15 protein-coding genes and 1 tRNA gene are annotated in these 13,127 nt (G+C 60.4%); 7 read left to right on the top strand and 9 right to left on the bottom strand.

The features are described from left to right. Nucleotides 1–38: 38 nt before the first annotated feature. Both N6L27_RS13140 and N6L27_RS13145 read right to left on the bottom strand, forming a co-directional pair. Nucleotides 39–461, bottom strand: a complete 423-nt coding sequence (locus N6L27_RS13140) for a hypothetical protein (RefSeq protein WP_271907726.1) — start codon at nucleotides 459–461, stop codon at nucleotides 39–41. Nucleotides 462–572: 111 nt separating this feature from the next. Then, the gene (locus tag N6L27_RS13145) at nucleotides 573–959 is read right to left on the bottom strand and encodes a hypothetical protein (RefSeq protein ID WP_271907728.1); all 387 of its coding nucleotides are present in this window, start codon (nucleotides 957–959) and stop codon (nucleotides 573–575) included. A 255-nt stretch (nucleotides 960–1,214) separates the two neighbouring features. Here N6L27_RS13145 and N6L27_RS13150 point away from each other — a divergent pair, with 255 nt between their 5' ends. The 7 genes from N6L27_RS13150 to N6L27_RS13180 all read left to right on the top strand — a co-directional run bounded on the left by N6L27_RS13150 (nucleotide 1,215) and on the right by N6L27_RS13180 (nucleotide 4,926). After that, nucleotides 1,215–2,093, top strand: coding sequence for a carbon-nitrogen hydrolase family protein (locus tag N6L27_RS13150; RefSeq protein WP_271907729.1), 879 nt, complete (start codon nucleotides 1,215–1,217; stop codon nucleotides 2,091–2,093). Between the two features lie 83 nt (nucleotides 2,094–2,176). Continuing rightward, complete coding sequence (gene infA / locus N6L27_RS13155; protein ID WP_005978431.1) at nucleotides 2,177–2,395, top strand: translation initiation factor IF-1; 219 nt, start codon at nucleotides 2,177–2,179, stop codon at nucleotides 2,393–2,395. 164 nt (nucleotides 2,396–2,559) lie between these two features. Continuing rightward, nucleotides 2,560–3,141, top strand: coding sequence for a Maf family protein (locus N6L27_RS13160; RefSeq protein WP_271907730.1), 582 nt, complete (start codon nucleotides 2,560–2,562; stop codon nucleotides 3,139–3,141). Further along, on the top strand, nucleotides 3,138–4,160 hold the full coding sequence (locus N6L27_RS13165; protein ID WP_271907732.1) for a ribonuclease E/G: 1,023 nt from the start codon (nucleotides 3,138–3,140) through the stop codon (nucleotides 4,158–4,160). Before N6L27_RS13160 ends, N6L27_RS13165 begins: the two co-directional genes overlap by 4 nt. Continuing rightward, nucleotides 4,157–4,360 (top strand): DNA gyrase inhibitor YacG, encoded by a 204-nt coding sequence (locus N6L27_RS13170; RefSeq protein ID WP_271907733.1) that lies wholly within the window; start codon nucleotides 4,157–4,159, stop codon nucleotides 4,358–4,360. Before N6L27_RS13165 ends, N6L27_RS13170 begins: the two co-directional genes overlap by 4 nt. 81 nt (nucleotides 4,361–4,441) lie before the next feature. Further along, nucleotides 4,442–4,516: transfer RNA gene (locus N6L27_RS13175), tRNA-Phe, on the top strand. Nucleotides 4,517–4,611: 95 nt separating this feature from the next. After that, nucleotides 4,612–4,926 carry a hypothetical protein gene (locus N6L27_RS13180; RefSeq protein WP_271907734.1) on the top strand — a complete coding sequence of 105 codons (315 nt, stop codon included), beginning with the start codon at nucleotides 4,612–4,614 and terminating at the stop codon, nucleotides 4,924–4,926. A 69-nt stretch (nucleotides 4,927–4,995) separates the two neighbouring features. Here N6L27_RS13180 and N6L27_RS13185 read toward each other — a convergent pair whose 3' ends face one another. The 7 genes from N6L27_RS13185 to N6L27_RS13215 all read right to left on the bottom strand — a co-directional run bounded on the left by N6L27_RS13185 (nucleotide 4,996) and on the right by N6L27_RS13215 (nucleotide 12,913). After that, entirely contained in the window at nucleotides 4,996–6,192 is a 1,197-nt protein-coding gene (locus tag N6L27_RS13185; protein WP_271907735.1) for a PAS domain-containing sensor histidine kinase, read from the bottom strand. Nucleotides 6,193–6,305: 113 nt separating this feature from the next. Further along, nucleotides 6,306–7,226 (bottom strand): LysR family transcriptional regulator, encoded by a 921-nt coding sequence (locus tag N6L27_RS13190; protein ID WP_271907736.1) that lies wholly within the window; start codon nucleotides 7,224–7,226, stop codon nucleotides 6,306–6,308. 14 nt (nucleotides 7,227–7,240) lie between these two features. After that, nucleotides 7,241–8,284, bottom strand: coding sequence for an ABC transporter ATP-binding protein (locus N6L27_RS13195; protein ID WP_271907737.1), 1,044 nt, complete (start codon nucleotides 8,282–8,284; stop codon nucleotides 7,241–7,243). Then, the gene (locus tag N6L27_RS13200) at nucleotides 8,281–9,276 is read right to left on the bottom strand and encodes an ABC transporter ATP-binding protein (RefSeq protein ID WP_065265718.1); all 996 of its coding nucleotides are present in this window, start codon (nucleotides 9,274–9,276) and stop codon (nucleotides 8,281–8,283) included. The genes N6L27_RS13195 and N6L27_RS13200 overlap by 4 nt, the downstream gene beginning before the upstream one ends. Nucleotides 9,277–9,280: 4 nt before the next feature. Then, nucleotides 9,281–10,231 (bottom strand): ABC transporter permease, encoded by a 951-nt coding sequence (locus N6L27_RS13205; protein WP_271907738.1) that lies wholly within the window; start codon nucleotides 10,229–10,231, stop codon nucleotides 9,281–9,283. Beyond that, nucleotides 10,228–11,208 carry an ABC transporter permease gene (locus N6L27_RS13210; protein WP_271907739.1) on the bottom strand — a complete coding sequence of 327 codons (981 nt, stop codon included), beginning with the start codon at nucleotides 11,206–11,208 and terminating at the stop codon, nucleotides 10,228–10,230. The genes N6L27_RS13205 and N6L27_RS13210 overlap by 4 nt, the downstream gene beginning before the upstream one ends. A 145-nt stretch (nucleotides 11,209–11,353) precedes the next feature. Further along, a complete protein-coding gene (locus tag N6L27_RS13215) occupies nucleotides 11,354–12,913 on the bottom strand; it encodes an ABC transporter substrate-binding protein (RefSeq protein ID WP_271907740.1) in 1,560 nt (519 codons plus the stop codon). Nucleotides 12,914–13,127: the final 214 nt, after the last annotated feature.

Here is a 13,127-nt window from a genome sequence, read left to right on the forward strand (position 1 = left end):
GGGAACAGGCGCCCGCACGGGCGCCTGTCTGTTTTGGTTCAAACGCCTTCAGGCCGCGCCGCCTGCACTTCTTCCAACGCAATATTCTGCTGAGTTGCGTACAGCTTCACGGAATCGCGGGCGTCATCAAATGTGCGCTTGGCCGCTGTCACCGCCTTGCCGGCCGCAACATATTCCTTCTTGCTGAAGTCTTCCTGCTTGAACTGCTTGTAGTTCTCAGCCAGTTCCTTGAACAGTTTGGGCAGGGCGCCCTTCACGTTCTTTGCATGCGCGTCGATCTTGTAGGCCTTGGTCAGGTCGCGAATGCCCTTGTCGGCCTGGGCTTCGATTTTGGAGCGGTCTGCACCCTCCTTATTGTAGGCGGTTTTCCAAGCCTTCTTGATCGCGTCCAATTTGGCCAGCGCAGCGTTCACATCCTTGGAAATATCCAGACAGGCAGCCTCAATCTTCTTGCCGCGCACCTCAGCTGCCTTGATTTCCTTGAGGATCAGCTTGCGGGTTTCCTCGTGCTCTTTCTTGAGCTTGGCCAGATGCTGGTCGGTTTCCTCGTTGGCCTTCTCGGCCTTCAGCTGCTACGCCATCTGCTTTTGCTTGATCTTGTCCGCATTACGGGCAAGATCTGCCGCCGCGTCTTCGCGTTTTTCGATCTGCTTGGCATAGGCCAGGCACAGCTCCCGGCTGTGGGACTGCAGCTTGCCGCATTTGCCGCGTGCCTTGAGCATCGCATTGGCCAGCATGCTGAAGGCCTGAACGATTTCGCCCATGTTGTCCAGATCCGCCTTGGCCGGGTCGCCAGACGGCGGCACCCCCAGTTTCTCCAGCAGGTCCATGTATTTACCGACACCGCTGCCCTTGCAGGCCCCGGCACGGTATTCGCGCCAGAATTTGGTGCGGAAGCCTTTTTTCGGGATGTCGGCAATAACGCCCTTCAGGTTCTTGTCATCAAGCTTGGTCGCCAAGGGAGTGGTCCTTCTTTCAATAAATCAAATGATCCGCTGCCTGCGAGAATGGCTAAATTGCCGGGCAGCACCAAGGTGAAACGCAGCACGCGGCTGTTTCCGTTGCAAAAATGTGCATTTTGTTTGAGTTTTTTCCTGCGCGCCCGGCGCCGGATAGGACCAGAGGGCCGCACAGTCTTGCGCAGGGCCGATAGGGCGGGCAATCCTGCAAAATGACCGCACCGGGATGCGGCCGCTGACCGCCGGAGAAACCGCATGAAAATCGCCACCGCCGCCTATCCGCTCGACTGGCTCGACAGCTGGGCACAATATGAGGACAAGCTGGCCGCCTGGGTTGCAGAGGCCGCCGGTAATGGCGCCGAGCTGCTGGTTTTCCCCGAATACGGCGCGATGGAGCTGTCAACGCTGGATGGCGCGACGGTTGCCGGAGATCTGGAGCAGTCGATCCATTCGGTGTCAGAAAAGATGCAGGATGCGGCTGCGCTGCACCTGAAACTGGCTGCAGAACACGGTGTGCATATCCTGGGTGCCTCCGCCCCGGTGAACACCGGACTGGACCGGCCAGTAAACCGGGCGGAGCTATACACCCCCACAGGCAAGCGGGACCATCAGGACAAGCAGATCATGACCCGGTTCGAGCGCGAGGATTGGGGCATCATGGGCGGCGGGCCGCTCAAGATCTTCGACACGGCCCTGGGGAGAATCGGGGTGCTGATCTGCTATGACAGCGAGTTCCCCTTGCTGGGCCGCGCGCTGGCGGAGACAGACGTGATTCTCGTCCCCTCCTGCACCGAGGCGCTTGCCGGATACTGGCGGGTGCGCATCGGGGCAATGTCGCGGGCGCTGGAAAACCAGTGCGTGACCGCCATGGCCTCCATTGTCGGAGCCAATGAATGGTCGGAAGCCGTGGACATGAACACCGGCACCGGTGGCATTTTCGGCCCGCCGGACAAGGGCTTCCCCGGTACCGGGGTGCTGTCTGAGGGCGCGCTGAACCAGCCGGGCTGGACCTACGGCGAAGCGGACCTGGAAGCGATCGCCCATGTAAGGGCGGATGGCGGCGTGCTGAACCGGCTGCACTGGGAGGAGCAGATACCTCGCGTGAAATCGGTCACAAAGGCCGCAGTTTGCTGATTGAGCCCTTGAATTATTGGGAAAATGACCCCATTTAAGCGCACGTCCCGCAGTTTGCGGGTTAACCCAATGATGGAGACAACATGGCCAAGGAAGATACGCTCGAATTTCCCGGTGTCGTGAAGGAACTCCTGCCTAACGCGACGTTTCGGGTCGAGCTTGAGAACGGCCATGAGATCATCGCGCACACGGCAGGCAAGATGCGCAAGAACCGCATCCGTGTTCTGGCTGGCGACAAGGTCCAGGTGGAAATGACCCCCTATGACCTGACCAAGGGCCGGATCAACTACCGCTTTAAGTAAGCGTTTGATCTGGAAGAAATATCAAGGCCCGGCACTCTGCCGGGCTTTTGTTTTGAAGCGGCCTCCGGCGGAAGTACTTTTGGCAAGATGAAAGAGCTGGATGCTCTTTTCACGAGGCCGCTAATCGCCGTATTACGGGCACAAACCGTTAAGAGGGCCATACGATGGCGTTTATCCTGGGATCGGGCAGCCCGCGGCGGCTGCAATTGCTGGCGCAGCTGGGGGTGCATCCGGACGAGGTGCGCCCGCCGGAAATTGACGAGACGCCGCAGAAGGGCGAACTGCCGCGTGCCTATTGCGCACGTGTCACGCGTGAAAAGACCGAAGCCGTTCCTGCCGGACCTGATGACGTCGTTCTCTGCGCCGACACCACCGTTGCGCTTGGCCGCCGCATCCTGGGCAAGCCGCGCGATGCAGGCGAGGCGGCAGAGTTCCTGCTCGCCCTGTCCGGCCGCCGCCACCGGGTGATCACTGCCGTTGCAGTGCGCCGCGGGGACCGCGTCTGGGAAAAAGACGTGGTCAGCCAGGTGAAGATGAAAAACCTCTCAGACGAGGAACTGAACGCCTATCTCACCACCGGCGACTGGGAGGGCAAGGCCGGCGCCTATGCCATCCAGGGGCCTGCGGGCGCCTTTATTCCGTGGATCAGCGGATCCTTCACCGGGATCGTCGGGCTGCCGCTCTCTGAAACCGCAAACTTGCTGCGCGCCGCCGGCCTGCCGCTTTATCAGGAGGCCGCCGCATGAAGGGCCGCACCATCATTCTCGACCACATCCAGGACCGTGAAGCCGCAGCACTTATGGTGGACGGCAAGCTGGAGGACTTTCTGGTCGAAAGCGATGCCCCTGCCCCCGGCACCATCTACCGCGCCCGCGCCGACCGGCCGGTCAAAGGCCAGGGCGGCATGTTCCTGACCACCCCGGACGGCCCGGCCTTCCTGCGCCAGGTCAAGGGACTGGCACCGGGCCAGATGATCCTGGTGCAAGTGTCCGGCTTCGCCGAGCCGGGCAAAGCCATTCCGGTGTCTCAGAAGCTGTTGTTCAAGAGCCGCTACGCCATTGTCACACCGGAGGCGCCGGGCCTGAATATCTCACGCAGCATCCGCGACGAGAACGAGCGCGACCGGCTGCTGGAGATTGCACATGAAGAGATGGGCGACTCTGGTTACGGGCTGATCCTGCGCTCTGCCTGCGCCGCTGCAGACAGCGAGGAAATTGCCGAGGACGTGGCCGCCATGGCAGCCCTTGCTGCGCAGGTGATGCAGGACGAAGGGACCGAGCCTGAGGTTCTGGCCGAAGGTGACACCCCGCACCTGCTGGCCTGGCGGGACTGGGTAGAACCTGCGGATATCGAGCGTGACCCCGGCGGATTCGAACGATTGGGCGTACTGGATGCGCTGGACACTGCACAGGGCATCCGTGAGCCGCTGCCGGGCGGCGCCTTCCTGTTCATCGAGCCGACCCGCGCCCTGGTCGCGGTGGATGTGAACACCGGCTCCGACACGTCTCTGGCAGCAGGTGTGAAGGCCAATATGGCCGCCGCCAAGGCCCTGCCCCGCGCCTTGCGGGTGCGCGGTCTGGGCGGCCAGATCGTGCTGGATCTGGCGCCGATGCCCAAGAAGGACCGCCGCGGGTTTGAAACCGCGCTGCGGGCCGCTTTCCGGGCGGATTCCGAGGAAACCGTGCTGGCAGGGTGGACCAACCTCGGCCACTACGAATTGCAGCGCAAGCGCGGCCGCATTGCCCTGAGCGAGGTGCTGAAATGAGCTGTCCGATCTGCGGCGGGGAATCGCAAAAGAGCTACCGCCCGTTCTGCTCCAAACGCTGCGCCGATATAGACCTTGGGAAATGGCTGACCGGCGCCTATTCGGTGCCCAGCCAAAACCCGGAAGACATTGAAAACGCTTTGGAAGAAGCCGGACGCGCCTCAGCACAGAAAGAAATTCCGCAGCAAACCCGGCATTAGCGATTTTCTTTGAAAAACCCTCTGGACACCGCCGCCCCCAGAGCATAGAAGGCCCCCACCCAAGGCGAACAGCCTTCCCGTGCCCGGGTAGCTCAGGGGTAGAGCAGTGGATTGAAAATCCTCGTGTCGGTGGTTCGATTCCGCCCCCGGGCACCATTTATACCAAAGAAAAACAGTGCGTTGGCGATGTGGTCGCTGCTGCACCTCGCTGTTAGCTTGCCCGGGACTGCAAACATCATATCTGCACGCTGATGAGAATTGAATTCCGCCATTTGATGGTGTTTCGATTTGGCGCTTCACTCGACGCTGTTGATGATCAGGAGATCAAGCAGGGTTTCACCGCCAGGGTAGAACCTTACCATCAACGCCTCCCCGTTCGCGCTTCTGATACCTGGCGGCGCTCCTCCTCGGCAAAGCAAGCCAGCAGATGCAGGAAGAAGTTCGAGACGTTCGGGTGCACGCAGACAGTCAGCTCTATGCCTTGTCCGATGATCCCCTATATGAACGACACCTTACGGGAGAACCGATCCAGCTTCGGGATACCTGTCACAATGCACGAAGAGTAAATCCGTCAGGGGAAGGGGGGCCTGCGGTCAGACCCGGATTTGCGCTACAGCTCCGATACGCGGAAATTACTAAGCCTCAAGAGCGCTGTGGCCCTCGGGAAGCTGCAAGCAGACCCCAAGATTGAAGCCTTCAGGCGGGTGATCCAGAATTTTCAGCCCGCCGCCCATCAGCCGGGCCAGCTCGCGACAGATCGACAGCCCCAGGCCGGACCCGCCCGCATGCTGGGACAAGGCATTCTCCAGCTGAGTGAAACGTTCAAAAACCCTGCTGCGGTCCTGTTCAGAAATTCCGGGCCCGGTGTCCAGAACGGTTATTCTGACAGGGCATTCCGTCGTCGCGTCATATTCCAGCATGATGCAAACGCTGCCAGAAACAGAGAATTTCACCGCGTTGTCGATCAGGTTGTTCACGATCTGAGTAACCTTCGGCAAATCAATCACCAGCGTTTCTGGAATGCCATCGGCAAGCGTCACCCAAGTGCGGAGCGGCTTGCCGTAGCGGATGGCGCTGGCCTGCAGTGCCTCGCGCCACAGCCCGGCCAAGGCTGCGGTTTCCTCAGGTTTGGGCGTATATTCCACAGCATCGGATTCAATCCGCGCGGTTTCCAGCACGTTGACCAGCTGTGTCATCAGCATTTCAGCGGCCCGGTGTCCCACATCCGCCCGTTCCCGGGTTTTCCCGGATGCGCTCGCATCAGTCCTTATCAGATGCAGCAAACCGAGGATCACATTCAACGGCGTGCGGATCTCGTGGCTCATCGTGGCCAGAAAGGCAGTTCGGGCCTCAACTGCGGAATTGGCACGTTCAACCTCCGCCTCCAGCACCGCGTTCATCTTTTCGAGTTTCGCTTCGCTCTCCTTGAGTTCGGTCAGGTCGTTATGCGCACCAAGCATCCGCACCGGCTTACCCTGTTCATCCCGGATCGCCAGACCACGGCAGCGAACTGTAACCATGTGGCCTTTGGCATGGCGGTAACGCACGATCTGGTCATAAGGATGCTCCGGATCTTCAAGGTGCCTTTGAAAATTCTCAAGCGCCAGCGCCAAGTCGTCCGGGTGAATAAGATCCTGCCATTCGGATGCAAAGTGCCCTTTGGTTTCCGGATCGATGCCAAACAGGCGCCAGAATTCCGAACTCATCCATTCATGTTCGGGGTTTTCCAGATCCCAGTACCAGAGGCCGTCCAAAGAGCCGATTTGAAGAAAGTCGAAAATGGCACCATCGCTTTTGACCAGGTCGTAAAGCTCGCGTTTGAGATAATGCATTTTCACCTGTCCTTGCCGGTCTTGCACAGCCATAGACCGCCACCAAGCAATGTCAGATTTACGACCCGCGTGCCAGCGCAATCATTGGGCGACTGCCCCGCAGCGCGGACCGCTCAGGCTGCCTTTACAGACGAGCGCTTCAGCTGTTTCCAGAGCACATCCAGCGTCTGCTTGGTACTGCGCGGATCACGATACAGGCGAATTTCCAGGTCTGTGCCCAGCCTTTCATCCACAATCGCAAAACGGCCGGACGCGATTTCCTGGCGGCAGAGGCTCAGCGGCAGCCAGCCCATGCCGAAGCCTTCCTGGATCATCGCCTTGACGCTGTTGGCCAGCGCGTTCTGGTTGACAACGAACACCTTCTGATCGGGCAGCAGCTGGGTCAGAGCAAATTCCTGCACCGAGCGTAACGCTGACACCGCACCATAGGACAGCAGAGGCACCGCGTCTTTGCTGCCGGGTTTGAAAGCGAATTCCGCCGTGCTGTCCGGGGCCGTGCGGGAAACCGGCACATAGCGGTCGGTGGACAGCGTCAGGTAATCGAAATTGGCAACCTCCAAGGGCCCCAGGAAATCCATCGACGGATGCCAGTAGGTCAGGATCACATCGCAGTAGCCCTGCTGCAGCGCGCTTACGAACTGGTCGGCCGCCCAGGAAGTGGAGTTGAGGTCGGTGTCCACCCCGCCTTCGCTGGCAAGCGGCGCAATCAGGGTCTTGTAGTGAGTCATGTAGAGCGACTGCGAGGCGGCGAAGCGGATCACGTTTTCGCTTGCCGCGTCGATGGTCTGGCAACGCTCAATGGTTTCCTCGTAAGTGCGCAGCATGATGCGGGACTGCGACAGGAACACCTCGCCTGCAGGCGTCAGGGTCAACGGCAAGGTTTCGCGGTTGATCAGCCGCACGCCGATCTCGTTTTCCAGTGCCCGGATCCGGCGTGAGAAGGCCGGCTGGCTGACATTACGTTCTTCGGCCGCGCGCGAGAAGTTCTTGCACGCGACCAAAGCTTCGAAGTCCTTGAGCCAGATGATGTCCAACTGGGCGTCCCGTCTTAACCGGCAGCCACCGCATCCAGCCTGTCTTCTTCGACGGCATGGCATGCAACCATGCTGCCGTCGGGCTGGTGAATGGCCTTGGGCTTTTCACTCTTGCATCGTGCGTCCGCAAAGGCGCAGCGGCTTTGGAACGGGCAGCCTTTCGGCAGGTTGATCGGCGTTGGGATCTCGCCCTTGAGGCGGATGTGGTTCGGCCGGTCGTCCTTCAGCTGCGGCACCGCGGACAGCAAGGCCCGAGTATAGGGGTGTTTCGGGCTGGAGAACAATGTCGCGGTGTCCGCAACCTCGCAAACCGACCCAAGGTAAAGAACCGCCACCCGGGTGCCGAAATGCTCCACCACGCTCAGATCGTGGGTGATGAACAGATAGGTCAGGCCGCGGCTTTCCTTGGCCTCCAGCATCAGGTTCAGAACCTGCGCCTGGATCGACACATCCAGCGCGCTGATCGGTTCGTCGGCAATGATGAATTCTGGATCCACCGTCAGGGCGCGGGCGATGGCGATCCGCTGGCGCTGGCCGCCGGAAAACTCATGCGGGTAACGCTTGGCCCAGCTGGGATCGACGCCAACCGAAAGCATTACCTCGGTCACCTTGTCGCGCACCTCTGCCGCCGAGGCATTTGGATAGTGGTGGCGCACCGGCTCCTCCAGCGCCTGCCGAATGGTCATGCGCGGGTTGAGCGAGGCATAGGGGTTTTGGAAGATCATCTGGATCTTCTTGCGCAGGGGCTGCATGCCGGCCCGCGGCAGGTTGTCGATGCGCTGGCCGCCATAGTGGATCTCACCTGCGGATGGGGTCAGCAGGCCTGCCACCAGCCGCGCCACGGTGGATTTTCCGCAACCCGATTCACCCACGACACACAGCGCCTCGCCCTTGCGGGCCTCCAGCGAGATGTTGTTCACCGCATGGACAGAGCGGCTCTCGCGCACGATCTTGCCCTGCTTGAACTTGAGCGTTTCCAGGAAGCCCTGATCGAGGTCGAACCTTTTTTCCAGGTTCTTGATCTCCAAGAGCGGGCGGTCAGTCTTTGCGTCGCTCATGCCCGTGCCTCCTGACGGTCTTCATCACTGTTCAGGCGCTGCACCTCATGGCAAGCCACCTCCACGCCGCCGTAATGCACCGCTTCCGGCACCCTGCTGCGGCACAGGTCAGTGGCGTATTTGCAGCGCGGGTTGAAAGCGCAGCCTGCGGGAATGCTGGCCAGACCCGGCATGTTGCCCGGGATCTGCTTCAGCCGCTGGCCTGGCACCGTCTGCTGCGGCAGCGCGTTGATCAAGCCCTGGGTATAAGGGTGCTGCGGGTCGTTGATGATCTCGCGGGTGCGCCCGCTCTCGATGATCCGGCCAGCATACATCACCAGCGTCCGCTCCGTCATCTGGCTGACCACCCCCAGGTCGTGAGTGATCAGGATCAGTCCCACCTGATTCGACTGGCACAGCTCCAGCATCAGTTCCATAATGTCGGCCTGGATGGTCACGTCCAGGGCGGTGGTCGGCTCATCCGCGATGATCAGCTGCGGATCCAGCAGCAGCGCAATCGCAATGATGATCCGCTGGCGCATACCGCCGGACAACTCGTGCGGATACTGCTCCAGGCGTTCCTCGGGTGACGGAATGTAGACCTCGCGCAGTTTGACGATGGCGATCTGGCGCGCTTCCTCATGGCTCAGCTTGCGGTGCGCCATCAGGGTCTCGATCATCTGCTGACCGATGGTCAGCACTGGATTGAGCGTCACCATCGGGTCCTGAAAGATCATCGCCATCCGATTGCCGCGCAGATTGCGCAGGCGCTTGTCGTTCATCTGAACGACGTCCTCGCCCTCGAACAGGATCTTACCGGTGTCGATGTAGCCCGGGCGGCTGAGAAGGTTCATCAGCGAAAACCCGGTGATCGACTTGCCGGCGCCGCTTTCGCCGACGATGCCCAGACGCTCGCCTTTGGCAAGGTCAAAGGAAATGCCGTTAAGGGCAGTAACCGTCTGGTCGCGCATGGCGAATTTGACGGTGAGGTCGCGAACGGAAAGAAGGCTCATCGCGTTACCCCTTGTAGAGTTTCGGGTTCAGGACATCGCGCATCCAGTCGCCCAGCAGGTTGATGACAAGAACCAGCACCACCAGCACCACGCCGGGAATGGCGGTGATCCACCAGCTGCCGGAGAAGATGTAGTCGAAACCGGAAGAGATCAGCGAGCCCAGCGACGGCTGGCTCGGCGGCATGCCCAGGCCCAGGAAGCTGAGCGAGGCCTCGGAAATGATCGCATTGGCGACCTGCACGGTAGAGATCACGAAGATCGGCGACAACGAGTTCGGCAGGATGTGCCGCACCATGATCCGCATCGGGCCAAAGCCCAGAACGCGGGCGCTGTCGACATATTCCTTTTTCTTCTCAGCCAGCACGGTGGCACGCACGGTGCGGGCATACTGCGGCCACTCTGCCACCCCGATCACCGCAATCAGGAACACCACCGCATATTTGTTGAAGGTGTCGGTTCCAAACATCGCCTGCGTGACGGCCAGAAAAATGATCGCCACCATCAGGGTGGAGAATGACAGCTGAATATCCGCCAGCCGCATCAGCAGACTGTCGAGGCGGCCGCCGACATAGCCCGCAATCAGGCCGATGGAGATGCCGAGGAACGCCTGCAGGGCCACGGCGCAGATGCCGATCAGCAGCGACAAGCGGGTGCCGTAAAGGATAGTGGACCACAGGTCGCGGCCCTGGTCGTCGGTGCCCAGCACAAATTCGGGCAGCGACCCGCTGACCCAGGCCGGCGGGTACTCGGAGTTCATGATATCGATCTGTGCCGGATCGTAAGGGTCATAGGGCGCGATCAGCGGCGCGAGGAACGACGCGAGTGCGATCAGCAGGAACACGATCATGCTCACCACCGCCACCGGATTGCGGCGGAAGCTGTAGCCCATGTTGGAGTTCCAGATCTTGGACCAGCGCGAGGGTTCGGATTTCGGGTTCAGCGTTTCGGTGCTCATGCGCCCATCCTCGCAATATTCACGGTCGGGTTCACCAGCCCGTAGATCAGGTCGACGATGGTGTTGGTGACGACAAAGATGAAGCCGACAACAATCAGGTAGGCCACAATCAGCGGAGTATCGACGCGGTTCACCGCCTCAAGGAACATGAAGCCCATGCCCGGCCACTGGAACACTGTCTCAGTCAGGATGGTGTACGCCACCATGGTGCCGATCTGCACGCCGCCCACGGTGATCACCGGCAAAAGCGTGTTCTTCAGTGCGTGGACAAAGTAGATCCGCCATGGGTTGATGCCTTTGGCCTTGGCGTATTTCACATATTCGGACTGCAGCACTTCCATCATTTCAGCCCGGATCAGCCGGACAAACAGCGGCAGCATGATGGAGGCGAGCGCAATCGAGGGCAGAATGATGTGCAGCCAGCCGTCGGCGGTGGCAAAGTTGGTCTGCCAGTAGCCCCAGACCTGCACGGTATCGCCACGCCCGTAGGAGGGGAACCAGCCGTATTCTACCGAGAACACGAAGATCATCAGGATGGCAGTCAGGAACACCGGGATCGAGATGCCGACAATCGACAGGCCCATGATAACGCGGCTCAGGATGCTGTCCGGCTTGATCGCGGTATAGACGCCCAGCGGGACCGAGAAGCCGACGATGATCAGCGTTGCGCCGAACACCAGCTCCAGCGTCGCGGGCAGTTTCTTCAGGATCACGTCCAGCGCCGGCTCCTTGAAGAAATAGGAGGTGCCCAGGTCGCCCTGCAGCGCATTACCCGCAAACCGCAGGTATTGCGTTACGAAGCTGTCGTTCAGCCCCATTTCGTCGCGCAGCTGCTGGCGCACTTCTTCCGACACCGACTGCCCGACCAGCTCGCGCAGCGGGTCGCCCAGGTTGCCCTGGATGGCAAAGGCAATCAGCGAAATGACGAACATCACCGCCACCGCCTGAATCACTCGCTTGGCGAGATAGGCAAACATTGTCCTGACCTTTGTAGAGTTTGGTTACAGCGCAGGTCGCAGTGTCCGATGGAAACGCGGGTCCTGCAAGCGCAGCCTTGGCGGCCGCTTGTTGTTTGAAAGTCCCGGGCCGGCCGGGGGAGACCGGCCCGGAAGTATTCAGTGATCAGCTGCCGGTTTCGACAACCAGGTCACCGAAGTAGGGGAAGTTCAGCGCGTTCACGATGTCGGCCGAGTTCATGCCGGACTTGGAACCCCATGCCAGGTTCTGCCAGTGCAGCGGGATGAAGGCAGCTTCATCATACAGGATGCCTTCCAGCTTCTGCAGCATTTCCGCGCGTTTGGCCGGATCGGTTTCCGCGTTCGCGGCATTCATCAGCGCATCGGCTTCCTCGTTGCAGTAGTTGCCCGAGTTGTACTGGCCGTTGCCGTTGTCAGGGTTCGGGCAAGCGGTCAGGAACTGGTGGAAGTTCGCGGAGTCCTCGGTGTCCGAATGCCAGCCAATCATCATCATGTCCGCTGCGCGCTCGTCAAAGGTCGGCCAGTACTGTGCCTTGGGCATGGTCTGCAGGTCGACTTTGATGTTGATCTGCGCCAGCATCGAAGCCACCGCCTGAGCGATCTTGTCGTCGTTCACATAGCGGTTGTTCGGCGCCATCATGGTGATCGAGAAGCCGTCGGCATAACCTGCCTCAGCCATCAGCGCCTTGGCTTTTTCCAGGTCGAAACGCGGTGCCAGACCTTCGTTGTAGCCCAGGTAGCCGGCCGGGCTGGCCTGTGCGCCAACGGTGCCGAAGCCGCGCATGATGCGGTCGACGATGCCTGCATTGTTGACTGCGTAGTCGATCGCCTGGCGGACTCGGGCGTCCTTGAAGGCCTCGACACGGTTCTGGTTCATCTGGAAGGTGATGATACGGGTGCCGGGCATGGTGATCAGGTCAACGCCCTCAGCCTCTTCGACACGCTTCAGGTCGGTCGGCGGAACAGGCGCAATGAAGTCCACATCGCCGGACAGCAAGGCTGCCACGCGGGTCGGGTCTTCCTTGATCGGGGTCAGAACGATTTTATCGACGTTGCCCGCGTCTGCGTCCCAGTAGCCGTCAAAGCGGTCGAACACGACGCGCACGCCCTGCTCGCGTTCGGAAACCACAAACGGGCCGGTGCCGGAAACGTTGCGCGACGCAAAGCTGTCACCATGCTTGACGATCTCGCCCTTGTCTTTGCCGTCGTCGGTGGTACCAGTGTAGAACGCGCTGTCCATCGGGAAGATGTAGGTCGCGGTGTGCAGGACCAGCGGATAGGGCTCCGAGGTTTTGAGGTCGAAGGTCATGTCATCAATGACCTCAACATCGGTGAACTGCGCGAAGATCGCTTTGAAGTCGTCGCTTGCTTTCAACCGGTCAAAGGTCCAGTCCACATCCTTCGCGGTCAGCGCGTTGCCGCTGTGGAAGGTGACGCCGCTGCGCAGCTTGAAGCGCATGGTGGTCGCGTCGATCTGCTCCCAGCTTTCCGCCAGACGCGGTTCAAACTGCAGGTCCTTGGTCCAGCGCACCAGCGGGTCAAAGACCATGTGCGACAGCTGCAGCGTGCCGCCGGACAGCTGTTCATGCGGATCCAGCGAGACCGGGTCAGCGTCATAGGCAACGCGCACGGTGGTTTCGGCATAGGCAACCGGTGCCATCGCCACCACCGCAGCAGCCGCCAGGCTTCTGACAAATTTCGTCATTAGGCATACTCCCCTGTGATTATGCCGCAAACGCTATCCTGCGGTGCGTGAACTGTGAAATGCCGATATCGCATAGGGTATGCAGGATGCACATCGGTGCTATGCACCCTTGGAATACCCTTTTTAGATTAAGCTCTTAAGCCGGCCCGACCTTTTAAGGCACCTGCAGTTGCCTGAGCTTTCCTGCCCTATAAAATGCTCGGCCAACGGCCTC

Source organism: Leisingera sp. SS27, from assembly GCF_028368855.1.
GTDB lineage: Bacteria > Pseudomonadota > Alphaproteobacteria > Rhodobacterales > Rhodobacteraceae > Leisingera.